General features: G+C 45.8%; 27 protein-coding genes and 2 riboswitches. Of the genes, 26 read left to right on the top strand and 1 reads right to left on the bottom strand.

Annotation, left to right across the window (positions count from 1 at the left end; translation table 11 throughout):
• Positions 1-19 precede the first annotated feature (19 nt).
• The 26 genes from remA (at position 20) to RTR76_RS05125 (ending at position 24,929) form a co-directional block, all read left to right on the top strand.
• Positions 20-289: an extracellular matrix/biofilm regulator RemA gene (gene remA / locus RTR76_RS05250; RefSeq protein WP_132073928.1), complete on the top strand. Its 270-nt coding sequence runs from the start codon at positions 20-22 to the stop codon at positions 287-289.
• A gap of 21 nt (positions 290-310) precedes the next feature.
• Positions 311-937 (top strand): guanylate kinase, encoded by a 627-nt coding sequence (gene gmk / locus RTR76_RS05245; RefSeq protein WP_312517478.1) that lies wholly within the window; start codon positions 311-313, stop codon positions 935-937.
• 13 nt (positions 938-950) lie between these two features.
• Positions 951-1,157: a DNA-directed RNA polymerase subunit omega gene (gene rpoZ / locus RTR76_RS05240; protein WP_312517475.1), complete on the top strand. Its 207-nt coding sequence runs from the start codon at positions 951-953 to the stop codon at positions 1,155-1,157.
• Positions 1,158-1,165: 8 nt separating this feature from the next.
• On the top strand, positions 1,166-2,356 hold the full coding sequence (coaBC, locus tag RTR76_RS05235) for a bifunctional phosphopantothenoylcysteine decarboxylase/phosphopantothenate--cysteine ligase CoaBC (protein ID WP_312517472.1): 1,191 nt from the start codon (positions 1,166-1,168) through the stop codon (positions 2,354-2,356).
• Between the two features lie 59 nt (positions 2,357-2,415).
• Positions 2,416-2,524, top strand: a riboswitch (SAM riboswitch).
• Positions 2,525-2,660: 136 nt separating this feature from the next.
• Positions 2,661-3,851 carry a methionine adenosyltransferase gene (metK, locus tag RTR76_RS05230; RefSeq protein WP_312517469.1) on the top strand — a complete coding sequence of 397 codons (1,191 nt, stop codon included), beginning with the start codon at positions 2,661-2,663 and terminating at the stop codon, positions 3,849-3,851.
• Positions 3,852-3,925: 74 nt separating this feature from the next.
• On the top strand, positions 3,926-4,138 hold the full coding sequence (locus tag RTR76_RS05225) for a heavy metal-associated domain-containing protein (RefSeq protein ID WP_312517466.1): 213 nt from the start codon (positions 3,926-3,928) through the stop codon (positions 4,136-4,138).
• A 108-nt stretch (positions 4,139-4,246) separates the two neighbouring features.
• Positions 4,247-6,670 carry a primosomal protein N' gene (gene priA / locus RTR76_RS05220; protein ID WP_312517463.1) on the top strand — a complete coding sequence of 808 codons (2,424 nt, stop codon included), beginning with the start codon at positions 4,247-4,249 and terminating at the stop codon, positions 6,668-6,670.
• A gap of 115 nt (positions 6,671-6,785) precedes the next feature.
• Complete coding sequence (gene def, locus RTR76_RS05215; RefSeq protein WP_312517461.1) at positions 6,786-7,247, top strand: peptide deformylase; 462 nt, start codon at positions 6,786-6,788, stop codon at positions 7,245-7,247.
• Complete coding sequence (gene fmt, locus RTR76_RS05210) at positions 7,244-8,185, top strand: methionyl-tRNA formyltransferase (protein ID WP_312517459.1); 942 nt, start codon at positions 7,244-7,246, stop codon at positions 8,183-8,185. Before def ends, fmt begins: the two co-directional genes overlap by 4 nt.
• An 8-nt stretch (positions 8,186-8,193) precedes the next feature.
• Positions 8,194-8,964, top strand: coding sequence for a DUF116 domain-containing protein (locus tag RTR76_RS05205; protein ID WP_312517457.1), 771 nt, complete (start codon positions 8,194-8,196; stop codon positions 8,962-8,964).
• Position 8,965: 1 nt separating this feature from the next.
• On the top strand, positions 8,966-10,294 hold the full coding sequence (gene rsmB / locus RTR76_RS05200) for a 16S rRNA (cytosine(967)-C(5))-methyltransferase RsmB (RefSeq protein ID WP_312517455.1): 1,329 nt from the start codon (positions 8,966-8,968) through the stop codon (positions 10,292-10,294).
• Positions 10,295-10,296: 2 nt separating this feature from the next.
• Positions 10,297-11,355 (top strand): 23S rRNA (adenine(2503)-C(2))-methyltransferase RlmN, encoded by a 1,059-nt coding sequence (gene rlmN, locus RTR76_RS05195; RefSeq protein WP_312517818.1) that lies wholly within the window; start codon positions 10,297-10,299, stop codon positions 11,353-11,355.
• Positions 11,356-11,598: 243 nt separating this feature from the next.
• Complete coding sequence (locus RTR76_RS05190; RefSeq protein WP_312517453.1) at positions 11,599-12,354, top strand: DUF3662 and FHA domain-containing protein; 756 nt, start codon at positions 11,599-11,601, stop codon at positions 12,352-12,354.
• Between the two features lie 97 nt (positions 12,355-12,451).
• Positions 12,452-12,805 carry an FHA domain-containing protein gene (locus RTR76_RS05185; protein WP_312517451.1) on the top strand — a complete coding sequence of 118 codons (354 nt, stop codon included), beginning with the start codon at positions 12,452-12,454 and terminating at the stop codon, positions 12,803-12,805.
• A 2-nt stretch (positions 12,806-12,807) separates the two neighbouring features.
• Positions 12,808-13,521, top strand: a complete 714-nt coding sequence (locus RTR76_RS05180) for a Stp1/IreP family PP2C-type Ser/Thr phosphatase (protein ID WP_312517448.1) — start codon at positions 12,808-12,810, stop codon at positions 13,519-13,521.
• Between the two features lie 53 nt (positions 13,522-13,574).
• The gene (locus tag RTR76_RS05175) at positions 13,575-14,804 is read left to right on the top strand and encodes an FtsW/RodA/SpoVE family cell cycle protein (protein ID WP_312517446.1); all 1,230 of its coding nucleotides are present in this window, start codon (positions 13,575-13,577) and stop codon (positions 14,802-14,804) included.
• On the top strand, positions 14,794-16,203 hold the full coding sequence (locus RTR76_RS05170) for a penicillin-binding transpeptidase domain-containing protein (RefSeq protein ID WP_312517444.1): 1,410 nt from the start codon (positions 14,794-14,796) through the stop codon (positions 16,201-16,203). Before RTR76_RS05175 ends, RTR76_RS05170 begins: the two co-directional genes overlap by 11 nt.
• A 12-nt stretch (positions 16,204-16,215) precedes the next feature.
• Entirely contained in the window at positions 16,216-18,084 is a 1,869-nt protein-coding gene (gene pknB / locus RTR76_RS05165) for a Stk1 family PASTA domain-containing Ser/Thr kinase (RefSeq protein ID WP_312517442.1), read from the top strand.
• A 12-nt stretch (positions 18,085-18,096) separates the two neighbouring features.
• The gene (rsgA, locus tag RTR76_RS05160; protein ID WP_312517440.1) at positions 18,097-18,972 is read left to right on the top strand and encodes a ribosome small subunit-dependent GTPase A; all 876 of its coding nucleotides are present in this window, start codon (positions 18,097-18,099) and stop codon (positions 18,970-18,972) included.
• A 4-nt stretch (positions 18,973-18,976) separates the two neighbouring features.
• Positions 18,977-19,627 (top strand): ribulose-phosphate 3-epimerase, encoded by a 651-nt coding sequence (gene rpe, locus RTR76_RS05155; protein WP_312517437.1) that lies wholly within the window; start codon positions 18,977-18,979, stop codon positions 19,625-19,627.
• Between the two features lie 54 nt (positions 19,628-19,681).
• Positions 19,682-19,811, top strand: a riboswitch (FMN riboswitch).
• A gap of 147 nt (positions 19,812-19,958) precedes the next feature.
• A complete protein-coding gene (ribD, locus tag RTR76_RS05150) occupies positions 19,959-21,074 on the top strand; it encodes a bifunctional diaminohydroxyphosphoribosylaminopyrimidine deaminase/5-amino-6-(5-phosphoribosylamino)uracil reductase RibD (RefSeq protein ID WP_312517816.1) in 1,116 nt (371 codons plus the stop codon).
• Positions 21,043-21,696: a riboflavin synthase gene (locus RTR76_RS05145; protein ID WP_312517434.1), complete on the top strand. Its 654-nt coding sequence runs from the start codon at positions 21,043-21,045 to the stop codon at positions 21,694-21,696. The genes ribD and RTR76_RS05145 overlap by 32 nt, the downstream gene beginning before the upstream one ends.
• 24 nt (positions 21,697-21,720) lie before the next feature.
• Positions 21,721-22,935 carry a bifunctional 3,4-dihydroxy-2-butanone-4-phosphate synthase/GTP cyclohydrolase II gene (locus RTR76_RS05140; protein WP_312517431.1) on the top strand — a complete coding sequence of 405 codons (1,215 nt, stop codon included), beginning with the start codon at positions 21,721-21,723 and terminating at the stop codon, positions 22,933-22,935.
• A 3-nt stretch (positions 22,936-22,938) separates the two neighbouring features.
• Positions 22,939-23,403: a 6,7-dimethyl-8-ribityllumazine synthase gene (gene ribE / locus RTR76_RS05135; RefSeq protein ID WP_312517428.1), complete on the top strand. Its 465-nt coding sequence runs from the start codon at positions 22,939-22,941 to the stop codon at positions 23,401-23,403.
• Positions 23,404-23,448: 45 nt separating this feature from the next.
• Positions 23,449-24,333: an Hsp33 family molecular chaperone HslO gene (gene hslO, locus RTR76_RS05130; RefSeq protein ID WP_312517425.1), complete on the top strand. Its 885-nt coding sequence runs from the start codon at positions 23,449-23,451 to the stop codon at positions 24,331-24,333.
• Positions 24,334-24,554: 221 nt separating this feature from the next.
• Entirely contained in the window at positions 24,555-24,929 is a 375-nt protein-coding gene (locus tag RTR76_RS05125) for a hypothetical protein (protein ID WP_312517423.1), read from the top strand.
• A gap of 596 nt (positions 24,930-25,525) precedes the next feature.
• Here RTR76_RS05125 and RTR76_RS05120 read toward each other — a convergent pair.
• The gene (locus RTR76_RS05120) at positions 25,526-26,065 is read right to left on the bottom strand and encodes a hypothetical protein (RefSeq protein WP_312517421.1); all 540 of its coding nucleotides are present in this window, start codon (positions 26,063-26,065) and stop codon (positions 25,526-25,528) included.
• Positions 26,066-26,304 lie beyond the last annotated feature (239 nt).

The following is a 26,304-nucleotide window of genomic DNA, read 5'->3' as shown; positions in this document are numbered from 1 at the left end:
ATTGTAGGAGGAATTGTGAATGGATATTAAACTAATCAATATCGGTTTTGGTAATATTGTGTCAGCAAACCGGATTATTTCCATTGTCAGCCCTGAATCGGCACCTATTAAACGAATTATTCAAGAAGCCCGTGACAGGGGTATGTTAATTGATGCCACTTACGGCCGCCGTACCCGTGCGGTTATAATTGCAGATAGTGATCATGTTATACTTTCTGCTGTCCAGCCTGAGACGGTAGCTCATCGCCTGGCTAGTAAAGAGACTAGCAGTGATGATACGGCCGAATAGCATACGGAAAGGAGCCACTTTATGACGCCGCAAGGAATTCTCATTGTCCTGTCAGGGCCGTCCGGCACCGGCAAAGGGACAATTTGCCGTGAATTGCTGCGTAGTTATCCTGATTTGCATTATTCCATCTCTGCAACTACAAGGGCACCACGCCCAGGTGAACAACATGGCACTAATTATTTCTTTTTGTCTCATGCAGAATTTCAAACGATGATACAAAAGGATGATTTGCTGGAGTTTGCTGAAGTGTACGGCAACTATTACGGTACGCCTCAGCAGCATGTTATGCAATTGCTGGCCCAAGGCAAAGATGTTGTATTAGAGATTGATATACAGGGAGCTATGCAAGTTAAAACGAAGTTTTCCGCAGGAGTTTTTATTTACATAGTACCTCCGTCTCTCAATGAACTCTCACAACGAATTTATAAGCGTGGGACGGATAGCCCTGAAGTCATCCGCAAGCGTCTCAACTGTGTCAGCAAGGAATTATTGCTGGCTCATAACTACGATTATATCGTAGTGAATGATAAGGTGGAGGACGCAGTAAAGCAAATTGCGGCTATCATTTCAGCTGAACGGTGTAAGGTAAAGCGAAACAATGCATTAATTGAACATATATGCCATGACAAATGCAGATTAGAAGAATAGAGGTGGGACTACGATGATACATCCATCCTTAGATAGTTTAGTAAGTAAAGTAGACAGTAAATATACGCTGGTTACACTTGCTGCCAAGAGAGCCAGAGAAATTATGAGCGGAGAACCGGCAGCGGCTGAAAGCAAATCGAATAAACCTGTTACTCTTGCCTTGGAAGAAATTTCGCAAAATAAAGTTACTTTTGAGCGTACCAAGACAGGTATTAAGTAGGTGGAAGAATGCTGCTAGGCAAAAATATCGTTCTTGGTGTAACCGGTGGTATTGCAGCATATAAGGCGGTTGAGATCGTCAGCCGCCTTAAGAAAGCCGGAGCTTCTGTTCATGTTATCATGACAGAAGGTGCAACGAAATTTGTTACACCGCTAACCTTTCGTGAACTGAGTGCGAATCCGGTAGCTGTGAAAATGTGGGAAGAGCCAAAAACCTGGAATGTTGAGCACATTGCATTAGCAACTTTAGCTGATTTGTTTTTAATTGCACCTGCCACAGCTAATATAATTGGTAAAATTGCAAATGGCATTGCCGATGATATGTTAAGTACTACTGTTATGGCTACTAAAGCGCCAGTCATATTGGCGCCGGCTATGAATACCAATATGTATCTTAACCCCATTACACAGCAAAATATCGCAAAGCTGGCATCGCTGGGATATCATTTTATTGAACCGGGCACTGGTATGTTGGCATGTGGTGTCGAGGGACCTGGCCGCTTGGCTGAACCGAGTAGAATCGTTGAGTATGTAGAGAATCTTACAAAGCAGAGCTGTTCTTTGGCAGGAAAAAAAGTTCTGATTACTGCTGGTGGCACTCGTGAGCCGCTTGATCCGGTTCGGTATATTGGCAATCGGTCAAGCGGTAAAATGGGCTATGCTCTTGCAGCAGCTGCTGCTGAGAGAGGTGCTGCAGTTTTACTGGTGTCAGGACCTACAAACTTACCTGCACCTCAGGGCGTTGCTGTTGTAAACGTTGAATCGGCGCAGGAGATGCGCAATGCTGTTTTGGCTGAATATCCTGATGCCGATATTGTCATTAAGGCGGCAGCTGTTGCCGATTATCGCAGCGTCGCACAGGCGGAGCATAAAATCAAAAAGAATGATGAAACGTTGACGATTCTCTTAGAAAAAAATCCGGATATACTCGCTGAATTGGGCAGACTAAAAACGAAGCAAATATTAATTGGCTTTGCAGCAGAGACGGAGCAGTTGGTTACCTATGCTACCGAGAAACTCAACCGTAAGAATGCGGATATGATTGTTGCCAATAATGTGATGCTGCCTGATGCTGGCTTCAATACGGATACGAATATTGTTAAGCTGCTTTATCGTGATGGGCGAATAGAAGATCTGCCCAAAATGGAAAAAACCAAACTTGCCGGTATTATATTAGACAAAATTTGTGGATTAATGTAGAAATTTCTTGCTTTTTCACCTCTTTTATTTTACAATTGCTTTGGTGAAAACTATATAAATGCTCATCGAGAGTTGGTGGAGGGACAGGCCCAATGAAACCGCGGCAACCATTCGACATTTATGCGAAAACGGTGCCAATTCCGGCAGATTTATTCTGCAAGATGGGGAGTGCGCGTCACCCTCCCCTGTGGGAGTTTTTTTTTATCTTATTCAACATTTACAGCTTTTGAATATGATAATATAGACTTCACCTAACTCGAAATATGTCGAGGTCTTAAAATAATACTCTTTAGGAGGTTGTAAGGTGGATAAAAAACGAGTGCTGTTTACATCTGAATCCGTAACGGAAGGGCATCCTGATAAAATAGCTGATCAAATTTCGGACAGTGTTCTTGATGCAATTATTGCTCAGGATCCTGCTGCACGGATAGCTTGTGAAACATTAGTGACAACTGGTATCGTTCATGTAGTTGGTGAGATTACAACAAAATGCTATGTAGATATTCCCAAAATTGTCAGGGAAACGATTAAAAATATTGGCTACACACGTGCTAAGTTTGGTTTTGATAGTGAAACCTGCGGCGTGTTAATATCGATTGACGAACAATCTCCAGATATTGCCATGGGGGTTAATCAAGCGTTAGAAGCCAAACAAGGTCAGTCGGATGAAGTTGAAGCTATTGGCGCCGGCGATCAGGGCATGATGTTCGGCTATGCTACCAATGAAACTCCTGAATATATGCCTTTACCAATTTCATTAGCACATAAATTGGCAAGACGGTTATCAGAAGTTCGGAAAAACGGACAATTGGATTATCTGCGTCCTGACGGCAAGACACAGGTTACTGTCGAGTATATTGATGGCAAACCTTCACGCGTTGATACTATTGTTATTTCAACCCAGCACAGCCCGGACGTCGATTTGAAAACAATTGAACAAGATCTTCTATCTGCAGTCATTACTCCTGTAGTGCCGGCAGAGCTGCTTGACGATAAAACAAAATATTATATTAATCCTACCGGCCGTTTCGTAGTTGGCGGTCCGCAGGGTGACTCAGGATTAACCGGGCGCAAGATCATAGTAGATACGTATGGCGGGATGGCCCGTCATGGTGGTGGCGCTTTCTCGGGCAAAGATCCTACAAAAGTGGATCGTTCGGCTGCCTATGCTGCCCGTTACGTCGCAAAGAATGTGGTAGCTGCCGGGTTAGCTGATAAATGTGAAATTCAATTAGCTTATGCAATTGGTGTTGCCCGTCCGGTATCTATTTTTGTTGAAACATTTGGCACAGCCAAGGTTGAGGAAAGTAAAATTGCCCAATTAGTAGATAAACATTTCGATCTGCGTCCTGCCGGTATTATTAAGTCACTTGACTTACGTCGTCCTATATACCGTCAAACCGCTGCCTACGGTCATTTTGGCCGCACGGATGTTGATTTACCGTGGGAAGCAACTGATAAAGCCCAAATTCTGCGTCAAGAAGCAGGTTTATAATTTGCGAGTGAGAATTTCAGTCCCTGGTAATACTAATATTGCCCATGAAATTAACCAAGGGGGTTAGTATTACTGTGCAAAAAAAATCGACCTATCGTGTAGGTGGGCTCAAGGGTGAACATTGTCGGGATCGAATCGAGCATACGCTATCGCATCTTGATGGAGTTTCCGGTGTCGATGTGGATCTTACATCGAAAAAGGTTACAATTGAGTACAATTCAGAGGTAGTTGCGGACGGTTACATCGAAGAAACGCTGCAAACACTGGGTTACTCAATTCAAGGATAGGGCGTTGTGCCCTAGCAGGTGTTTTCTATTCTATCTCGAAATAATTTAGGTACATGAACCGGAAGAGGGACTGTAAAGTCCCTCTCTCTTATTGTCAGGAGACATTATATGAACGAAATTGCGCAAGTCATTGTAAATATTCCTGTGCGCACAGTAAATAAGGCTTTTTCTTATTCTATACCCAGCGAGCTGGACTATGTCAATATTGGCTGGCGGGTGGTTGTTCCTTTTGGAGGACGCAAGGTAGAGGGATTTATTACCGGGATGAATTCCGGGGATACATCTGGGTTAAAACCATTATTAGATACACTGGATGATGGACCATGGTTTGATGAACATATGCTTAAAACTGCACAATGGATATGTGACTATTACTTATGCACGTTAGCTGAGGCTTTACGCTTGTTTATTCCAGGAAAGGCGGGGATAAAGAGTAACTCAGCTTTTCGCGCAAACGAGGAGTGCGGTGAACAGGACGTTATCAAGCTGCTTACGGCCAAACCGGTGATTTACGGGCAGCTGTATCATTTTCTGCTTAATGAGGGGCAGCATAGTTTGACTCAGCTGGAAAAAAAATTCGGTGACGGTATCAAACGTGTGATTCGCTCGCTTGTTCGTTCTGGCCTGATTACGATAGAGTCGGTAACAAGAAATACCAATCATGCAAAGTTTATGCGCTATGTGGAACTAGCGATAAGTGCTGACGAGGCGCAGCAGGTACGGAATTCCCTGGCGAACCGCCCTGCCCAAAAGCGTTTGCTGGACCTGCTTCTAGCCAAACAAAGCTTGCCGTTAGCTGTGCTGAAAGCTGATGGTGTTAATGCCGATACGGTAAAGAGACTTGTCGATACCGGAGCAGCTGTCATGAAAGAGCGGCAGCTTTTGCGGGATAGCTATGCAGATATACGCTGTGTTGCCTCTGATGTACAACTTACCGGCGAGCAGCAGTCAGCACTTGAGGCTATTTTGCCTGCAGTGGAAGCGAAGCAGCACAAATCGTTTCTTGTCCACGGAATTACCGGCAGCGGCAAGACGCAGGTGTATCTGGAAGCGGTTGCAGCGGTCCGCTGTTTGGGGCGGCAGGCAATTGTACTTGTTCCGGAGATTGCGCTTACTAATCAGATTGTAACCCGTTTTAAGGCACGCTTTGGTGATGATGTGGTGGTCATACACAGTAAATTGTCAGTCGGGGAGCGTTTTGATGCCTTTCAGCGATTAAAGAGTAATCAGGCCGGAATTGTTATCGGCGCCAGGTCGGCTATTTTTGCGCCGGTACAAAACTTAGGGTTGATTGTCATGGATGAAGAGCATGAATTTACTTATAAGCAAGAAGAAACGCCGCGTTATCACACCCGCCAGGTAGCGCTCTATCGTGGAAAGCTGTCAGGTGCACCCGTCATATTGGGAAGCGCAACTCCGTCGCTGGAAAGCTATTATCTGGCTTTATCAGGGAATCACCAATTGCTGTCTATGCCTTCGCGTGTAGATGACGCTCTATTACCAAAGGTAACTACGGTTGATATGCGGGAAGAATTGGCTCTGGGCAGAAGGAGCGTATTATCCGAGTCGCTGGTCGATCTGCTGACCGACACGCTCAAGCGAGGGGAACAGGCAGTCATTGTACTCAATCGCCGTGGATATGCCACTTTCGTATTATGCCGGGAATGTGGGTTGGTACTCAAATGCCGCCATTGTTCGGTGTCACTTGTTTATCATGCTTCGGAAAAAACGCTGCGGTGCCACTACTGCCAGGCGTTAGAGGCAATACCCGATGTATGCCCGGTTTGCCAGAGCCGCTATATACGGTATTTTGGAACAGGCACGCAAAAAGTGGAGGAAGAATTAAACAAGAATTTTCCTCAGGCGAGGATTGTCCGTATGGATCAGGATACAACCGGTGGAAAGCTTGATAGTGACCGTATTATGCACGAATTTGCCGCTGGCAAATATGATATATTACTGGGAACACAAATGGTAGCGAAAGGCCATGATGTAAAAAATGTTACTGCAGTGGGGATTCTGGCAGCAGATAGCGCCTTAAACTTACCGGATTTTCGCTCCGCAGAGCGGACCTTTGCATTACTCACGCAGGCGGCTGGCCGGGCAGGGCGGGGAAATTTACCCGGTCATGTTGTGGTCCAGACGTATAACCCGGACCATTACGCTGTAACTACGGCAGCTGCTCAGGACTACTGTTCTTTTTACGAGCAAGAGATTATTTATCGCTCACAATTGCAATATCCGCCTTTTGCGGAGCTCATGAAGTTAACTGTTTTAGCAGCTAACGAGCAGCAGGCACTAATGCAAAGTAATGAGATTGTTGCTAGCCTCAAAGAGTTGACAGAGCCGTGCAGTGATGTAAAAATACTGGGGCCGGCTCCTGCAGCTGTAGCTAGAGTCAAAGATGTGTATCGCATGAATATATTGGTAAAGGGAAAAAGTCTGGAACATGTCAAAGAAAAAATAAGTCAGGCACGATTGCATTACCGTCCCGATTTGCTAATCGATGTTGACCCGGTTAGTCTCTTATAACATGGGCATGATAAAATATGATTAGTTAGTACTAATATAAAAGACAAGAGGATTTATATTTTACCTAATATATGCTAGAATGATGACTAAATGAGAAAAATAAAGGGGGGCCATAATGGCAGTCCGTGAAATTGTAAAGGCTGGAGATAAAGTATTAAAAGCAACTGCTACTCCGGTTACCAGAATAGATAAGCGTATCAGACAATTATTAGATGATATGGTTCAGACAATGCACGCAGCAGATGGCGTTGGCTTAGCTGCACCGCAGGTTGGTGTTTCATTACGTGTAATCGTAATTGATGTTGGCGATGGTCTAATTGAACTGATTAACCCGGCTATTACCGAGTCAGAGGGCTGTGAAAACGGACGTGAAGGATGCCTGAGTGTTCCTGGGGTCTATGGCGAAGTAGAACGCTTTGCAAAGGTGACTGTAGAAGGTCTTGACCGGTCGGGAAGAAAAATCCGCGTTTCCGGATCAGGGCTGCTGGCTCGTGCCTTGCAGCACGAAATTGACCATTTGGAAGGCGTATTGTTTATTGAAAAGGCTACTACGATTTATAAGGGGCAGGGAGAATGACAAAGCTTCGCATCGTATACATGGGCACGCCTGATTTTGCTGTTCCCTGCTTAGACAGACTAGTTGAAGACGGGCATGAGATCCTGGCGGTTGTTACGCAGCCTGACCGGCCTAAAGGTCGTGGGCAAAAGCTGGCGGTCTCTCCTGTTAAGGTTGCTGCTCTGGCGTATAACCTTCCGGTGTTGCAGCCTGTAAAGATTAAAGAAGCTGATTTTATGGAGAAAATGGCTGCGCTGGCGCCTGACGTTATTGTCGTCGTTGCTTTTGGTCAGTTTCTACCGAAACAACTGCTTGAGTTACCCTCATTAGGCTGTATTAATGTGCATGCTTCGCTCTTGCCGTACTATCGGGGTGCGGCGCCTATTCACTGGGCAATTATTAATGGCGAGGTAACCACTGGCATAACCACCATGTATATGGATGTTGGGATGGACACAGGCGACAGTATTCTTAAGGCCCAAATACCAATCGGTGTTAATGATACAACTGGTGAAGTGCATGACCGGTTAATGCTGTTAGGCGCTCAAGTATTATCGGAAACACTTGAGCTTATCGCGCAGAAGCGAGCACCTCGCACACCGCAGGATAACACGATTGCTACCTATGCATCGTTGTTAAAGCGGGAACATGAAAAAATAAGCTGGTGTCAATCAGCAACAGCGATTCACAATTTGGTCAGAGGCCTGAATCCCTGGCCGGGAGCGTACTGTCTTCACAACAATAATATTCTTAAAGTATGGAAGACAGAAATAGGGAACACTATGGGCGAAGATGTGCTGCCTGGCAGAATTGAGGCAGTGACGAATGATGCAATAGTCGTTCAAACCAGCAATCAGAATGTGCTGTTGCTGGAAGTGCAGCCAGCTAATAAACGCCGCATGACCGGGGGGGAATATGCTCGCGGGTATGGACTCAAACCGGGTGATGTCATTATTTGAGGTGAAGCATGATTGGAGCAGTATCTCGTCCTAAAAAACGCGTTTTTTTAGCGCTCATCTTAGTAAGTCTTTGTTTAACCGCTTTATCAACCTATGGCTTGTGGAAGGTAAGTTCACCGGGCCTGGCTACTATTAGTTTGTATTTGCCTTATCTACTAGGAATATTTTTAGTAGGTGTCATTTTATCAATCGCTTTTGGCTTAGGTGGCATAGTGCTGGCGATCCTGGGATTTTCTACTCCAAGTTTTTTCCATCGCACTGCATGGTCTACTATTAATATGCTCTATCCAATAGCGATGAGGCTTGGCAAGCTGCTGGATATTGATAAAGAACGGGTAGAGCATTCGTTCATTGAGGTTAGTAATCATTTAGTGAGACAAAAATGTATTAAAGTATCACCTGACCGGCTGTTGATTCTCACTCCCCATTGTATTCAACAAGAGGCCTGTCCTTATAAAATTACCCGCGATGTGAATAATTGCCGTTCCTGCGGAGCTTGCCAGGTTGGTGAATTATTAGAAATATCCCGCCGCTACGGAGTTCACTTTGCCGTGGCAACCGGTGGTACGCTGGCTCGTAAGATTATTAAAACAATTCGTCCCAAAGCCGTTTTGGCGATCGCTTGCGAAAGAGACTTGACCAGCGGCATACAAGATGCTTTTCCCTTACCGGTCATTGGAATACTAAATGAACGTCCTTTTGGCCCTTGCTGCAATACACGAGTAGATTTAGCTCAAGTAGAAGCAGCACTACATAACTTTTTGGATTGTGAGGAATAACGTGGAGGCAAGAGAGTTAGCTCTTAAAATTATTAATGATATCGAGGGTAATGGTGCATATGCCAATATTGCCCTATCGCGCGAGATTAATCGACATCGATTAACGGATCAGGATCGCCGCTTTACTACCGAATTGGTTTATGGCACTACTAAGGCAGGGGAGACGCTGGACTGGCTGCTTTCCCATTATAGTAACCGCCCAATGAGTAAAGTTGTTCCTGTAATCCGCAATATCCTTCGTATGGGTATTTATCAGTTGTTTTTTCTGACAAAAGTCCCCCCCTCGGCAGCTTGCAATGAGGCTGTTAATTTAGCTAAAAAATATGGACATGCCGGTACGGTTAAATTTGTAAATGCGGTGCTGAGAAATGCGGCCCGGAGTCCGGAAAAAGCGGCATATCCCGATCCTAAGTCCGAGCCTGTACGTTATTTGTCTTTAAAGTATTTTCATCCCGAGTGGCTTGTGACGTTATGGCTAAGCTGCTGGGGCTTTGATGAATGTGAAAAGTTACTTAAAATCAATAATGAAACGCCTCCGCTCTGCTTGCGCACCAACACGCTAAAGATTAATCGCGAAAATCTGCTCAAGCGATTACAGATTGAAGGCGCTAGCTGTGAGGCATCTGTCTGGACACCGGAAGGCATTGTCTGTCTTGAACACCCTGCACTTAATAATCTTCCTTCGCTTCAGGAAGGCTTGATTCAGGTTCAGGATGAAAGCTCCATGCTGGTAAGCCACGTTCTTGCTCCTCAGCCGGGTGAATTTATTATTGATGCCTGCGGCGCTCCCGGAGGGAAAAGCACACACATTGCCGCTCTGATGAATAATAAAGGCCGGCTGCTATCAACTGATTTGCATGACCATAAACTTAAGCTGACCGAAGAAAATGCGAAACGGCTGGGGATTACGATATTAGAGACACAGGCACTTGATGCTACTACATTGCACCTGCGTTATGCCGGTCAGGCTGACCGTGTCCTGGTGGATGCTCCCTGCTCGGGCCTTGGAGTGCTGCGGCGTAAGCCTGATTCAAGATGGCGTAAAAATCAGGCGATGCTGCGTGACCTGCCGGTACTGCAGCTGGCTATTCTGGAAAGCGCAGCAGAGTGTGTAAAAACTGGCGGTGTACTCGTATATAGCACTTGTACTACCGAGCCGCAAGAGAATGAACAGGTAGTTGAGGCTTTTTTGCGCAGCCATTCTGAGTACACTCTTGAGCCGGTGGGCTCTCATTTGCCAGTTCAACGTGATGCTGTTACACTTCAGCTTTGGCCGCATGTTGATGGAGTTGACGGATTCTTTATTGCCCGGATGCGAAGGCTTAAATGATGATGAAAAGGGATTTATATGGCTTGTTTATTCCGGAAATTGCTGTAGCGATTGCTGAGTATGGAATAGAATCGTATAGAGCGCGTCAAATTGCCGAATGGATGTATCAGCGTGGTGTTGCAGACTTTTCCACAATGACTAATTTGCCGCTCCAACACAGGCAGCAGTTAGCTGCACATTTTAACAGTACCGGAGTTACCGTGCAAGGTCAGCAAGAGTCGGCTGATGGGAAAACTACGAAGTATTTATTAGCTTTTGCCGATGGTGCAGCAGTTGAAACGGTACTCATGCGACAAGCCTATGGCAATAGCATTTGTGTTTCTACTCAGGTTGGTTGTGCGATGGGGTGCTTGTTTTGTGCTTCTACGCTTGGCGGGATTGTTCGTGATTTGACGGGTGGTGAAATCCTGGCACAGGTGCTCTATATTCAACATCAATTAGCACAACAGGGGCAGAAAGTGAATTCGATTGTCCTGATGGGAGCGGGTGAGCCGCTTTTGAACTATGATAACGTACTTCGCTTTATCAGACTGTGTCATGAAAAATATATCTTAAATTTAAGCTATCGTAATTTTACGCTGTCTACGTCAGGAATCGTCCCTGGAATTGATCGTTTGTGCAAGGAAGACTTGCCGCTTACGCTGGCCATTTCCCTGCATGCCCCTGATAACACTTTGCGTTCTAAGCTAATGCCGATCAATAACAAATATTCTTTGGATGAGGTTATGCGTGCTGCTGATCGTTATGCTTCACACAGCGGACGCAGAGTTACTTACGAATATACGTTGATTGACAGAGTCAATGACAGCGTAGAGCAGGCTAGACAATTAGGGATGCTGTTAAAAGGGAAGTTGGCTAACGTAAATCTTATTCCTGTCAATGCTGTGCCTGAGCGGGGCTTGCTGCGCCCTGCAAAAGAGAGGGTAAACAGCTTTGAAAAAGCATTATTAAGTATGGGCATTAATGTAACTGTCAGGCGCGAAATGGGAGCTGATATACAGGCTGCCTGTGGGCAATTACGCCAGCAAGTGCTAGAGAAAAATGAACCGGCAAGGCTATAGTATCTTGTCAGCTCTAAAACAGTAGGATTGTGGTGAGGCTATTTTTTGTAAACCGAGGCGGAGGAAAGAGGCATACCGATTGTATGCTGACTGACGACAACAAAGGGGTGCGGAAAATAGACCGCCTGTATTCACTGGATTAGAGCTGAAAAGGTACTTAATGCCTTGCCGGTTGCCTTATTTTGACTCTGTTGGAAATTTAGCTTATAATGATGATAACTACCGATACGGGGTTGATTATACTTGAAATTATTTCGCAATATAGAAAGCTTTTTCCAAAAGCATATTGAAGGTTTTTTTGACAAAACCTTTGGCAGCGGCATACAACCGGTTGAATTGGCCAAGAGTCTGGTCAAATATATGGAAAATGAACGCTCCGTGGGTGTGTCCCATGTTTATGTGCCCAATCGTTATGTTGTTTATCTCGGAAGTGAAGATTTTAACCGGCTGCAGACCTATCAGCAGAATATCGAAAAAGAACTGACAGGCTATTTGCAGCAGCAGGCCGATCATTATCAATATACGATCATGGGCTTATTAGAAGTGAAACTCGATTCTGATGAATCACTAAAACTGGGAAAGCTGCGCATTGCCAGTAGTTTTATCGAGCAGCCATTACCTGATTCTAAGGATGTCGAGCAGGACGAGATTTCTCATACCCGTGTTTTTGATAAGCTGGATGTGCCCATATTTAAGCCAGCTGTTCGATTGAATGGCAGGTTGACAGTAGTGGAAGGTCTGGATACGGGGCAAAGAGTAGAGGCTGCCGTAAACCGGATTAACATTGGCCGCAGAGAGAGCAATGAAATGCCATTAAGCGATATGAATACTTCGCGGCTTCATGCATACGTAATATACGAAGAGGGCGCTCATGTGCTCTATGATGCTAAGAGCTTAAACGGAACATATGTCAATGACCACCGGGTCACACGTAAGCGTCTTAAAAATAAAGACAGGATTAAATTAGGTAGTACGGTTCTTCTGTACGAGGTGAAATAAATTGACTGGAACTGCAACACTCCTTACAATTACTAGCATCTTACTACAGTATAGCTTGTTGCTATTCGTGTACTTTTTTTTGTTTAGAGTTCTAAAATTGGCTTATGCGGAATTTAATGCACCTTGTCATAGCAAGGCCAGTGATGATACTCCTGCGATAGCAAGGCTGACTGTTGTAGCGACAGGCAAAAGCCCACTGAGTGCAACACAGTATAGTATTGATGAGTCAATTGCAATCGGACGCAGTGATCATAACGATATTATTGTTGATGATTCCTTTGTTTCAGCTGAGCATGCATGTATTACCGCTGTTAAGCAGGATTTTGTCTTGACTGATTTGCATAGTACCAACGGTACTTACTTAAACAATGGTAAAATTGCAGAAGATGTAGTGTTACAGCCGGGCGATATTATTAGGGTCGGGCCGGCAAGTTTCAAATTTGAGAGGTGATCATGATGCTCGCCTATGTGAAATCAGATATTGGTATGGTTCGTAAAGCAAATGAAGATAGTTTTGCTTTTGAACCGCCTCATTTATTCGTTGTTGCTGATGGAATGGGAGGTCATGTTGCAGGAGAGGTAGCCAGCAGTATCGCTGCATCTACAATAAAGGAGTATGTGCTGCGTAACTTAGGTGACGTTCATCCAAGGCAACTATTGGAACAGGCTATTTTGCAGGCTAATCAGGAGATTTTTGAAAAATCACAGACTCACGCAGAATATGCAGGCATGGGAACAACTGTTACAGCGGCGATTCTTGATGAAACTACTGTTTTTTGGGGCCATGTTGGTGATAGCCGCCTTTATTATGGATATCATGACAAGTTAGAACAGCTAAGCAGTGATCACTCCTTAGTATGGGAGCTGATTAAAGCAGGTACGATCTCCAAAGACGAAGCACTTACGCATCCGCAGCGGAATCTTCTTACCAGGGCGGTCGGTACAAGTGAGCATTTACGGGTAGAAACAGGTGCATATCAATATGCGGCAGGTGGTAAAGTGCTGCTTTGTACAGATGGACTTACCAATATGGTAGGTGAAGATGAATTGGCGCAGGCATTATTAAGCAGCGAACAGGACGGGCAGCTTATTCTGGACGGACTGATTGAAAAAGCGAATCATGCTGGTGGAAGTGATAATATAACGGCAATTTTAATTGCCTTATAGTAAAAATGATGATGGATAACACAAAAAAGAGTATTGTCCAACAAGAGCGTTTCTTGCTGCTTTTATGCAGTCTCATTTTAATCAATGGAATTTTAGTTGTTAATTTGGCAAAAGCACAAATTGACTATTGGCTTCTAGCTGCCGTAGGTGTCTTAATTGTCTTGTGGTTTGCCGTACATTACAACATTCGCCGCACGATGCAAGGTGATGTACTTTTAGTGCCGTTGGCTCTTTTGTTATCTGCTATCGGCCTAATCATGATATTGCGGCTTAAACCGAATTTGTTTTTTACACAACTAACCTGGAACCTGCTGGGGTTAATTGCATTTATGGCAACCGTACACTTTTGCCGGAAGCTGGAGAAGCTGGCAGACTATAAGTATCTAGCAGGAGTTTTAGGCGTTGGTTTGTTGTTGGCAGCAGCAATATTCGGAGTTGAAATTGGCGGCAATAAGAACTGGATCATTTTAGGTCCGGTACGCTTTCAGCCTGCAGAGTTTGCTAAGCTCTTTATTATCCTATTTTTAGCTGCTTATTTAACTGAGCGTCGCGAAGTGCTGACCTATGCTACGCGCAAATATGGATTATTTATGTTTCCTCACCTTCGGTTTACTGCACCACTTTTCGCTATATGGGGCATTACTATGGTAATGCTGGTCTTACAACGAGACTTGGGCTCGGCACTCCTGTACTTTGGGACAACCTTAGCAATGATATACCTGGCAAGCGGCCGTATTCGCTATGTATTACAAGGGATGCTGCTGTTTATTGCCGGAGCATCTGTTTGTTATTTTCTGTTTCCCCACGTAAAAGTACGAGTGGATATCTGGCTGAATCCCTGGTCTGATCCCAGTGGAAAGGCTTATCAAATTGTACAATCCTTATTCGCTATGGGCTCAGGAGGCGTACTTGGCAGTGGGTTAACTTATGGATTCCCCGGGTTTATACCAGAGGTGCATACTGACTTTGTTTTTGCTGCTATCGGTGAAGAACTGGGCTTCTTAGGAGCGGCAGCAGTATTATTAACCTATATGCTCTTATTGTACCGGGCATTCCGGATTGCCATATGCGCACAAAGTGCCTTCCAACAACTTACTGTTGGTGGATTAGCAATATTTTTGGGGTTACAAACTTTGCTTATTATTGGCGGTGTTACTAAATTTTTGCCGCTTACAGGAGTTACTCTGCCGTTTATCAGCTATGGAGGCAGTTCGCTGATTTCTAATTTTATTTTATTAGGAATTTTATTTGCCGCCTCTGAACCAGGAGCTTATGATGCATAAAGATATTTCGACAGCACTTCGCAAGACAGCTGCTTTTTTCTTAGTAATGATGGCTGTTCTGCTTGTTTATATTTCGTATATCCAGATCATTGCCAGTGACACATTAGCGTCTCATCCGTTAAACCGCCGGTCAGCAGAATTATTACGCCAAATAGAGCGGGGGCAGCTTATTGACCGCAATGGAGAGAAGCTAGCCTACAGTGAACAGGATGAGAATGGTATTTACCGGCGCGAATATCCGCTTGGAGCAATAGCTGCTAACATTACCGGATATACTAGCGCAACCTACGGTTTAGCTGGGCTGGAGGGAACCTATAATCGCTATTTGTCGGGCTTAGCTAATCCCGAACGCCGTCTGGGAGCAATTGGACAGCTATGGCCTTCAAAAAAAGGAGCAAATGTTGTTCTGACAATCGACAGTGAATTACAAAAAGCAGCCTATAAAGCACTTGGCTCGCGGCGTGGTGCTGTGGTGGTTCTAAACCCCAAGACCGGAGCAATCCTGGCGATGGTTAGCAAACCCAGCTTTGATCCAGGAACAGTCGACACGGAATGGGGAACACTCTCCAGTGCGGTCAGCAGTCCTTTACTGAATAGAGCGGTGCAAGGTTTGTATCCGCCGGGGTCCATTATCAAGGTCCTGATGGCAGAAGCCTCACTGCAAGAAAAAATTACTACGAATACAAAAACATATCGCTGTGAAGGGCTCCTGAAAATCGGTAGTGATTATGTACTTCATGAAGCGAATAATCAGGCTCATGGCAAGATAGACTTAGAACAGGCCCTAGTCGTATCGTGTAATGTTACGTTTGGCCAATTGGCATTAGATTTAGGACGCAATAATATGGCCAAGACATATACTCGTTACGGTTTTAATAAAATTGCAATGCCTGACTTAAATGAACAACCTGTTGTTTTACCTGATTTTAATCGTCTAGGTGATGGTGATTTGGCACAGACAGGAATTGGACAAGGAAGCTTATTGGTGACACCTATCAAAATGGCAATGCTTGCAGCAACCTTTGCCAATGGGGGAACAACCATGCAACCTTATATTGTTCAAAAAGTTCTTGCTAAGGATGGCACAACGATGGAAGAGTTTTCTCCTGCATCATGGTTATCTCCCGTTTCCGGGGCGCTAGCGGCGCAAGTTAGTAAAATGATGGTTGCTGTAGTGGAAGAAGGAACAGGCAGTGCCGCAGCAATTTCCGGCGTTAGTGTAGCCGGAAAGACAGGAACGGCAGAAAATCCGCATGGAGCTCCGCATGCATGGTTTATCGGTTTTGCTCCGGCCTCTAATCCTGAAGTGGCTATTGCGGTTGTTGTAGAAAATGGTGGTTCCGGGGGAGGCATAGCCGCTCCCGTGGCTCGTCAGGTAATATCCCAAGCATTACGTTAAGGGGGTGATAGTATGCTCATCAATCGGACATTGGATAACCGGTACACAATTTTAGAGAGAATTGGTGGAGGCGGAATGGCTGATGTCTATCGCGCACATGATAAGTTGCTTGATCGTTCTGTTGCTGTTAAAGTATTACGATCGCAATTTACCAGTGACGACGAATTTGTTACCCGTTTTCGCCGCGAAGCGCAAGCTGCCGCCCGTTTATCACATCCGAATATTGTTAATATTTATGACGTTGGTTGTGATGAAGATATTTATTACATAGTAATGGAGTATATCTCAGGCGAAACGCTCAAAGAAAGAATAGAGAGAGCGGGACAACTGCCGATAGAGTCATCTGTTCGAATTGCCTTAGAGATAGCAGAAGCGCTTGAGCATGCACATCAGAATGGGTTGGTGCATTGCGACATCAAGCCTCATAATATCCTTACTACTAAGTCAGGACGTATAAAAGTAACTGATTTTGGTATTGCCAGGGCAGTAACATCGGCTACTATGACTCATACAGGGACTATTATTGGTTCAGTCCATTATTTCTCTCCGGAACAAGCGAAAGGTGCTGCCGTAGGCGCTAAGTCGGACATTTATTCCCTTGGTGTGGTAATGTATGAAATGCTTACTGGTACAGTGCCTTTTAATGGAGAAACTCCTATTAGTATTGCGCTGAAGCACTTGCAAGAAGAGCCTCGCCCCCTAAGGGAAAGTAATCCTGAGGTGCCACCGCTTGTCGAGGCTATTGTATTGAAGGCAATGGCAAAAGAGCCGGACCAGCGTTTTGAGGATATCAGTGAAATGATTACCGATCTGCGCTTATCGCAAAACTACTTGCGCGATGATCATACACGCCGCTTATCCCGTGAAGATTATCCAACACAGGTATTACCGAGGATCACCCCGCCTGCCGGTGAGGGAGTAGAAAAATCCCCGCAGCCTGCAGCGGTAAAAACACGCTCTAAAACCTGGGTCTGGGCCTTGACGGGGTTATTGATCGTGGCATTTGTTACAGGGGCCTTTCTGGCGTATGGGAAGTTCTGGAGCCTGAATGAAGTGATTGTGCCCAGTGTAGTCGGCAAACAAGTTGAATCGGCTCGCAATGTGTTAGCTGATAAAAATTTACGCGTATCGGTAGTAGAAACCTTTCATGATAAAATACCTGTTGGACAGGTCATTTCACAAAATCCGGAAGCAGGATCAACTGTAAAAGAACAGCGAACAATTAATCTTATTGTTAGTAAAGGCGGAGAAATAACGGTAGTGCCGGATGTACGGGGCCTTAGCCGCCGTGATGCGGAACTGCAGATTAAAAACGCCGGCTTAACAATAGGGCGGATTGATGAACAATTCGCGGCTAATACGGTAGCTGATACGGTAATCAATCAGAATCCCCGTCCACCGGCGCAGGTGGTAAAAGCGACGACGATTGATATTGTGATCAGCAAAGGGCCAGAGCCTAAAAAATTAGCTTTGCCGGACTTCCGGGGATCTCCGCTGAGTACGGTCGGAAGTCAGTTAGACAGCCTCAAGCTGAAACAGGGGAAGGTAACAGAAGCGGCTAGCGATAAGTATCCTGCAGGAACGATCATCGATCAAAATCCTCAGCCTTTTACAGAAGTATCCGAAGGGGCTACAATTGATTTTACTGTTGCAAAAGGTACGTCTGGAGCATTGAAGCGCGCTGTCGTTCAAGTGACTGTCCCAGATGGACCGCAACGCCAGCCGGTACAAATTGTTGTAACTGATACGAATGGGCGCAGAGTGGTTTATGATAATAATCATAAACCTGGTGACAAGGTTGAAAAAACTGTAGAAGGTACAGGAACCGTTCGTGTTCAAGTTTATATTAATGGAGTATTACTTCAGGAACAGACAATTTGATAGGAGGCTTCCATGCTAAATGGAATCGTGGTTAAGACATATAACAGTTATTACTATGTGCAGGATAAAGATAAGGTAATAAGCTGTAAATTACGGGGCCGTTTTAAGAAAGGACGATTTAGCCTCTTGGTTGGTGATGAGGTCAATTATGCGTTAGTAGGTCATGACAGCGGTATTATTGAGGAAATATTACCGCGTCGTGGAATGCTGAAGCGCCCGGCTGTAGCAAATGTTGACCAAGTGGTATTGACTTTTGCGGCGGCCAATCCGGATATAAGTACGACGTTAGTTGATAAATTACTGATACTGGCTGAGGATGCTCAGCTGGATATCATTATCTGCATTAATAAAATTGATTTAGCCAATAATGAAGAGCTGGACTTAATGGTAGACTTATACCGGCAAATTGGCTATCCGGTACTATTTACATCTGCTAAAAGCGGAATAGGGATGGAGCAGTTGCGCAGTGCCTTATATGGTAAGATTACAGCCTTTGCCGGCCCTTCCGGAGCCGGTAAGTCAAGTCTGCTGAATGCTATTGAAAGCGGACTCCAATTAGTAACAGGGGAAGTTAGCGCCAAAATCGGCAGAGGAAAGCATACTACGCGCTTTGCTGAACTGCTGCCTTTGTCGGGCGGGGGCTTTGTCGTTGATACTCCCGGCTTTAGTGCTACTGAATTTACGGATATTGAGCTTATTCATCTTACGTACTGCTTCCCGGAAATGGCGGCATTGGCTCCGGAATGTAAGTTTAGTACCTGCCTGCATGACAGGGAGCCGCAATGTGCGGTAAAACAAGCTGTACTTGAAGAAAAAATTGCCCAAACTCGCTATAACTCCTATAAAAGCGTACTGGAAGAGTTGCGGGCGAATAAGAAAGGATATTAGTGTTGTGATTAAAATTGCACCGTCGCTTTTGTCGGCGAACTTTGCCTATTTGGCTGATGAAATAAAAAAAGTAGAGGCTGCTGGTGCAGATCTTTTGCATCTTGATATTATGGATGGACACTTTGTGCCGAACCTTACATTCGGTCCGCCGGTGATTGCAGCGCTTCGCCAGGTCACCAAGCTGCCGTTTGATGTACATCTGATGGTAACTAACCCACAGGAATTGATCGAACCTTTTGTGAAGGCCGGTGCTGACATCCTGACAGTACACGCTGAAACTGCACCACACATGCATCGCCTTATCCAAACCATCAAGGCTTCAGGCGTGCAAGCGGCGGTATCACTGAATCCTGCTACATCGTTAACGGCAATAGAAGAGGTCTTAAGCGATCTCGATATGGTCTTAATTATGAGTGTTAACCCTGGCTTTGGCGGTCAGCAGTTCATTCCAGAATCGGTAAACAAAATCAAGCGTCTTCGCCAGATGATTGAAAGCCGTAATCTGAAAGTGGATATAGAGGTAGATGGCGGTATTAATAAAACAACAGCTCAAGCGGTTGTTGAAGCAGGTGCGAATGTTCTTGTTGCCGGATCGGCAGTTTATGGCGCACCGGATGTGGCCAAGGCCATTCAAGAATTAAGAGGACGCAGTTAAAATTACTTGCAATCATCATTTAACAATGGTAACATATAACAAAGACAAATAAATTATAGCCTTTGGGGCAAGGTGAAAAAGAGCAATCTTTTAATTCCTGACCGGCGGTAAAGTCCGCAAGCCGTATGGCTGACTCGGTGTAACTCCGGGACCGACAGTATAGTCTGGATGAGAAAAGGCATTCCACAGCGGAGATAAGTCCGTTAATTTTTTGGTGTTGGCATGCATATTTTAGATTGATTGCACAAAGGCTGTTACAAAGCATTTTCGCTTTGCACAGCCTTTTTCTATTTTGAGAAGGAAGGTAATCATCTTGGATGACGAACGCTACATGAGAGAAGCACTGCAGCTTGCTCAGCGTGCAATTGGTCGAACCAGCCCTAATCCGCTGGTAGGCGCTGTAATTGTACGGGATGGGCAAATTGTTGGCAGAGGATGGCACCAAAAAGTTGGTACTGCTCATGCAGAAATACATGCACTTAATGAAGCCGGTCCGTTAGCAGCAGGCTCCACAATTTATGTAACATTAGAACCATGTTCGCATACAGGCCGGACGGGTCCTTGTACAGAAGCATTAATCAGAGCCGGGATTAAAAAAGTTGTTGTCGCCATGACCGATCCCAACCCGCTTGTGGCAGGAGCTGGGCTGGAGCTGCTTCGCAAAGCGGGGATTGAAGTGGTTGAAGGTGTAATGGCTTTGCAGGCAGCGCAGCTGAACGAGAGCTTCATTAAATGGATTACAACCGGACTGCCTTTTATTGCGGTAAAAGCAGCCATGACTTTAGATGGAAAGATTGCTACCCACAGCGGTCATTCGCGGTGGATAACCGGGCCTGAGGCCAGATTGTTCGTCCATTCGCTGCGCAACCAATATGATGCAATCATGGTAGGAATCGGGACGGTATTAGCCGATGATCCTGAGCTTACAACACGCTTGCCTGAAGGAGGCCGAAACCCGGTCAGGATTATCCTGGATAGCGAGGCACGCACCCCGCTGGCAGCGAAAGTTGTCACAGATGGACAAGCGAAAACGATTATTGCTGTAACGTCTCGGGCACCGGCTGAGCGAATGGAAGCTCTGCGCAAGGCTGGAGCCGAAGTGCTTATTGTACCGGAATGCGCCCAGCGGGTATCGCTGCCAGCATTGTGTAAACTGCTGGGCAGCCGTATGATAACCAGTATTTTAGTCGAAGGCGGCAGTGCGATTCATGGGGCAATTATCGATGCAAAGCTTGGAGATAAATTGTATTGGTTTGTTGCACCTAAAATAGTGGGTGGCAGCAGCGCTCCTAATCCGGTTGGCGGACAGGGCGTTTCCACAATGGAAGCAGCCATCCTCATAGAAGATCAGGCTTGGCAGCAAGTTGGAGCTGATTTCTTACTCATGGGACATTTTAGTAATAGGGAGGGGCGCGATGTTTACCGGACTTGTGGAAGAATTGGGTAAGGTAAAAAATATGGTGCGCACCAGCCGTTCTGTTCGTTTGACGATCAATGCAAGCAAAGTCGTAAGCGATGTTAAAATTGGAGACAGCATTGCGGTTAACGGTACATGTTTAACTGTTGTCGCTCACGGCGATGACTGGTTTACGGCTGATGTTATGCCTGAAACTGTGGACCGGACAGTATTGTCCAGACTGAAGACAGGCGATAAAGTAAATCTTGAACGAACACTGCGCGTTGGTGACCGGTTTGGCGGACATATCGTCAGTGGGCATATAGACGGCGTAGGTACAATTAGCGGAAAAAATACGAATGATATTGCCGTTATTGTCCGTATCACTGCTGAACCGCAGGTGATGCGCTACATTGTAGAAAAAGGTTCTATTGCAATTGATGGTACGAGCCTGACTGTTGTTGAATTTGGTAACGATTGGTTTACTGTATCGCTGATCCCTCATACTGCAGGCTTAACCACGGTTGGACTGAAGTCTGTCGGTGAAGTGGTGAATCTGGAAGCGGATGTTATTGGCAAATATGTTGAACGTTTAATGGGACTTTCCGGGAAGTCGCCGGCAGGTAAAGAAAATATGAACGCCGAGTTTCTGCGTTCGAATGGGTTTATGTAGAGAAGCGCTAAGGGAGTGAGAGTTATGGAAAATGTATTCAGCACAATTGAAGAAGCGATTGAGGATATCAAGAATGGCCGCATGGTTGTTGTGGTCGATGATGAAGACCGGGAAAACGAGGGAGATTTGCTCATGGCTGCTGAAAAGGCGACGCCTGAGGCAATTAACTTTATGGCTACTCATGGACGCGGGCTGATTTGTATGCCACTGGCTGGTGAACGCCTTGATGAACTGGAAATCGGCGCAATGGTAACCAACAATACTGACTTGCGGGGCACCGCATTTACTGTTTCGATCGATGCTCATGATGTATCAACCGGTATTTCAGCGCCTGAACGTGCTAAAACAGTTCAAACGGTACTTTGCCCTGATTCAAAAGCCGAAGACTTGCGCAGGCCTGGCCACATTTTTCCGCTGCGCTACTGTGAAGGCGGAGTGTTACGCAGAGCTGGTCATACTGAAGCTGCCGTAGACTTAGCCAAGTTAGCCGGATTATACCCGGCAGGAGTCATTTGTGAAGTCATGAGTGATGACGGAACGATGGCCCGGGTGCCGCAGCTAAGTGAATTTGTGCGCAAGCATGATTTAAAAATGATTACCATTGCCGAGCTTATAAAATATCGCAAGAAGCATGAAAAATATGTGGAACGGGTAGCAGTTACCCGGATGCCCACACGTTATGGTGAATTTCAGCTTTTTGCCTATGAAAGTGAGTTGGACGGGCAATGCCATATCGCTCTTGTGAAAGGCGATATAACCAACCAAGACAGTGTGCTTGTTCGCGTACACTCGGAATGCCTTACCGGTGATGCCTTCGGCTCATGCCGGTGCGATTGCGGTGAGCAGCTTGATGCTGCTATGCAGCGCATTGAAAAAGAGGGCGCAGGAGTTCTGCTGTATATGCGTCAGGAAGGCCGCGGTATCGGCCTAGCCAATAAAATGCGGGCATATGCTCTGCAGGATACCGGAAAAGATACTGTTGAAGCAAATGAAATTCTCGGTTTTGCTCCTGATTTGAGAGATTACGGCATAGGTGCCCAAATACTGGCAGACCTTGGTTTGACGAAGGTACGGCTGTTAACGAATAATCCCCGTAAGAGAGTAGGCCTGGAAGGATACGGGCTCGTTGTTACAGAGCGTGTTCCGCTTGAAATAAAGGCCAACCGTTTTAATCAGCGCTACTTATCTGTCAAAAAAGCAAAACTCGGACATTTTTTAAAACAATATGAGGAGGCATAAACAATGGTTAAAGTATATGAAGGTAAATTAGTAGCACAGGGCTTGCGTTTCGGTGTGGTTGTTGCCAGATTTAATGAATTTATTACTGGAAAATTACTTGGAGGCGCCATAGATGCGCTGGAGCGTCATGGTGCTGTTAGTGATGATATTGAAGTAGCTTGGGTTCCTGGTGCATATGAAATACCGATGGTTGCCAAGAAAATGGCGCTGAGTAAAAAATATGATGCAGTGATCTGCTTAGGAACGGTTATTCGCGGCAGTACTCCACATTTTGATTATGTGTGTGCCGAAGTCTCAAAAGGTGTAGCCCACGTGGGGTTTGAAACCGGTGTGCCAACCATTTTTGGTGTTTTGACAACAGAAACGATTGAGCAGGCTATCGAGAGGGCAGGAACAAAAGCAGGCAATAAAGGCTTTGATGCTGCCACTTCGGCCATTGAAATGGCTAACTTACTGCGCGAAATTTAAATGTAAATTATTTCCAGGGAAATAACGATATGGAGGCTGCGGACTTTGCAGGATCACTTACTACGGGCAACAGCTAATGGAGTGCGGGCTTTTGTTGCTGTAACTACTAATTTGACTGAAGAAGCTAGACAGCGGCATGACTGCTATCCAATAGCGGCAGCAGCCCTTGGCAGAACGATGACAGGAGCAATGTTATTAGCTGCCAATTTAAAAACAGATGAAAGTATTTCTATTCGTATAGATGGAGACGGACCGTTAGGAGCAGTTGTAGCCGATGCCTGGGCTGATGGCAGGGTGAGAGGGTATGTCGAAGAGCCTCACACTGATTTACCGCTGCATAACGGTAAATTAGATGTTGGGCAGGCTGTAGGGGCGGGACATATTAATGTTACTCGCTTTACCGGCTTAAAACAGCCTTTTACCGGCAGTGCAGAATTAGTTAGCGGTGAAATTGCCGAAGATATGACGAACTACCTCTATGTATCGGAGCAGACTCCTTCAACCATCAGCCTTGGTGTGCTGGTAAATCCCGATTTATCTGTCGCTGCTGCCGGCGGTTTGATGGTACAGGCTTTACCGGGAGCTGACGACGCTGCTTTGGAGCAAATTGAGAACAATCTTGCCGCTTTAGGGCCTATTTCTCAGCTGATTCAACAGGGGATGGATGGACAAGCTATACTGCAGAAGATCTTTGCCGGTATGGAAGTAGAGTTAAATCTCTATGAACCGCTGGACCTAATGTTTCGCTGCCAGTGTTCCCGCGAACGGGTGACGACTGCCCTGATTAGCTTAGGGGTTGAAGAGCTCACAGACATTCTTAAAGATGAACAGGCTGAATTATGCTGCCATTTCTGCGCAGAAAAATACCAGTTCAATAAAGAAGAGTTGGAAGAATTAATTGAGAGCATAAAACAACAAGATCTTCAGTAGTCTAATCTGCTGACAAATGAGAAAGCAATCGCAAAGAACCGGCTAGGGAAATACTTCCTTAGCCGGTTCTTTGCGCTGTTTACGTTGAATGCCGTGCCGAAGGTATTGCCAGTATAAAATAAGCAATACCTATTAAACCTAAGGGAATATGACATACTGTTGTCTTATACCTTTAAGTATAATAAGAGTAAATATACCCAATTAAATAAAGGAGAGATCCCATGAGTACAAAACTGCCGAAAGCAAAGGCCATTGATTTCACTGCGGCAACCGAGCGCGCCATGCGTGTGCGCCGCTTTTACCAACAGCTCGAAGAACGCAATCATAACGGTGCGTGGACCACAGAAGAGGACATGCTTGCTTTTTCCACCGATATCGGCGCTCTCGGGCGTCTGGTCATGGCCGCGGAAGGCCGGTGGATACATGACGGGGAAGTAAAACCGGAGCTTACAGCGAAACTGGCAGAATGCCTCTGGTGGATCTTGGTGTTGTCCGACCGCCTCGGGGTTGATATGACTAAAGCATTTACGTCATTTATGGACAAGCTTGACCGCGATCTTGTCAAAAGCGTGGCAGCAGCAGACAAGCACAAATAGATAAGCACGAGGGAAGTTTCTCTTTTCAGCCTGGAAGAATATGCTATAATAAGCCTAACAGGCTGCTCGGGGGACGGTTAGCCCCTTCCTTTCCAGGAGGGGGGTGGTAGGATGACTGTTTATGAAGCATTGACATTTGCTGTCGCATTTGCCACGCTCATGGTATTGGTCATAAACCAAAAGAAATAACCGCCCCTGCTCAGATGGCGGTTATTTCTTAATAACGAAGCTTTTGGGCTAGCCGTTTTCCGGTTAGACAGCCTGTAGGGCTGGCGTGTTAGAGCACGTCAGTCCTTTTCTTATATTATACCCATAGATTGTAAAATATGCAATCCGTCAATAAAAAGTCAAATTTTAGCTTTAAGCCGGAATACGGCCCAGGTAGTCATAGGCAGGCAAAGCCAGCCCATCCAGTCACCAGTCCGGCTATACAGAGAGCGGCCACTCCCCAGTAATACTTCGCTGAGCAGACTGGCTTCACCGGCAGTTGTGCTGGTGGGTGTTACGCCCAGGAGGCGGCCCCGGCTGTCGCTGACCGTCAGCAGTCCCCACTGACTGCCCGAGAGCAGGATTGTCAGGCGGCAAATATTCCTATTCTAGCGATAGCGCCAAACAACAGCCAGACAGGCAGGGATCAGCATAAGCAGAAATGTTATGCCCCAGATACCGGACAAAGACGCCAATTGAATAATGGGAAGGTTGTAGACCTGAGTATAGGCAAGGCTATCGAAAGTGCCGAAAGAGGAAATAAGGGAACGGACAAATTCAAATGAGGTCCAGGAAGCGGCAAAGGCAAACGGTGCAAAAATTTGGCGGTTAGCTAGGGTTAAAGAGCGCAATAGCAGGATGGAGGTGCTGAACGCTGCTGCACTCAGCATTGTTGTACCGACAAAGAGCAACGGAGGCAGGTAGCCAAACTGGTTCATGGCACCGAGGACGTAAGCAGTGAACGCAGCCAGCGCTGCTCCTCCAGCCCGGGACTGCAAGGCATAAAAGCATACCGGCAGTGATGCCAGCCAGGTTAGCAGCCAATTATCGTAAAATCCAGTGGAGAAATAAAATAGCACCCCACTTAAACCGGATGCAAGGAGCAGAGGTTTGAGAAGATTAGTTTTTATGGGCTGTAGTGTGGGCATGATCAGGCCCCCTTGTTAGATACTCTATTGGATATTTTCTCCATGAGTGGAACAAATCCCTCTGCATGTTGTGTGAACTACTGGAAGTAAACCCTCCCCTAAGACGGCTGTAGCTCTGTGTTTAGGCCTCGCAGGCGCTTACAGTCGCAGCCTGCCGGGAGGCTAGCGAGGGCAGAATGCAGAACGAAGCACTATCACTCGCACCGGGACTGCCGGGAACGTCGGCTGGCGTTGCACAA

The sequence above is a fragment of the Anaerospora sp. genome, from assembly GCF_032013335.1.
GTDB lineage: Bacteria > Bacillota > Negativicutes > Sporomusales > DSM-15969 > Anaerospora.
The sequence above is the reverse complement of the archived record's forward strand: the minus strand, read 5'-3'. Positions and strand labels throughout refer to the sequence as shown.

What these genes read in the sequence shown, in the direction of transcription:
- remA (WP_132073928.1), top strand. Translation starts at nt 20, where the DNA reads ATGGATATTAAACTAATCAATATCGGTTTTGGTAATATTGTGTCAGCA.
- gmk (WP_312517478.1), top strand. Translation starts at nt 311, where the DNA reads ATGACGCCGCAAGGAATTCTCATTGTCCTGTCAGGGCCGTCCGGCACC.
- rpoZ (WP_312517475.1), top strand. Translation starts at nt 951, where the DNA reads ATGATACATCCATCCTTAGATAGTTTAGTAAGTAAAGTAGACAGTAAA.
- coaBC (WP_312517472.1), top strand. Translation starts at nt 1,166, where the DNA reads ATGCTGCTAGGCAAAAATATCGTTCTTGGTGTAACCGGTGGTATTGCA.
- priA (WP_312517463.1), top strand. Translation starts at nt 4,247, where the DNA reads ATGAACGAAATTGCGCAAGTCATTGTAAATATTCCTGTGCGCACAGTA.
- def (WP_312517461.1), top strand. Translation starts at nt 6,786, where the DNA reads ATGGCAGTCCGTGAAATTGTAAAGGCTGGAGATAAAGTATTAAAAGCA.
- fmt (WP_312517459.1), top strand. Translation starts at nt 7,244, where the DNA reads ATGACAAAGCTTCGCATCGTATACATGGGCACGCCTGATTTTGCTGTT.
- RTR76_RS05205 (WP_312517457.1), top strand. Translation starts at nt 8,194, where the DNA reads ATGATTGGAGCAGTATCTCGTCCTAAAAAACGCGTTTTTTTAGCGCTC.
- rlmN (WP_312517818.1), top strand. Translation starts at nt 10,297, where the DNA reads ATGAAAAGGGATTTATATGGCTTGTTTATTCCGGAAATTGCTGTAGCG.
- RTR76_RS05180 (WP_312517448.1), top strand. Translation starts at nt 12,808, where the DNA reads ATGATGCTCGCCTATGTGAAATCAGATATTGGTATGGTTCGTAAAGCA.
- RTR76_RS05170 (WP_312517444.1), top strand. Translation starts at nt 14,794, where the DNA reads ATGATGCATAAAGATATTTCGACAGCACTTCGCAAGACAGCTGCTTTT.
- pknB (WP_312517442.1), top strand. Translation starts at nt 16,216, where the DNA reads ATGCTCATCAATCGGACATTGGATAACCGGTACACAATTTTAGAGAGA.
- rsgA (WP_312517440.1), top strand. Translation starts at nt 18,097, where the DNA reads ATGCTAAATGGAATCGTGGTTAAGACATATAACAGTTATTACTATGTG.
- ribD (WP_312517816.1), top strand. Translation starts at nt 19,959, where the DNA reads ATGAGAGAAGCACTGCAGCTTGCTCAGCGTGCAATTGGTCGAACCAGC.
- RTR76_RS05145 (WP_312517434.1), top strand. Translation starts at nt 21,043, where the DNA reads ATGTTTACCGGACTTGTGGAAGAATTGGGTAAGGTAAAAAATATGGTG.
- RTR76_RS05140 (WP_312517431.1), top strand. Translation starts at nt 21,721, where the DNA reads ATGGAAAATGTATTCAGCACAATTGAAGAAGCGATTGAGGATATCAAG.
- ribE (WP_312517428.1), top strand. Translation starts at nt 22,939, where the DNA reads ATGGTTAAAGTATATGAAGGTAAATTAGTAGCACAGGGCTTGCGTTTC.
- RTR76_RS05125 (WP_312517423.1), top strand. Translation starts at nt 24,555, where the DNA reads ATGAGTACAAAACTGCCGAAAGCAAAGGCCATTGATTTCACTGCGGCA.
- RTR76_RS05120 (WP_312517421.1), bottom strand. Translation starts at nt 26,065, where the DNA reads ATGCCCACACTACAGCCCATAAAAACTAATCTTCTCAAACCTCTGCTC.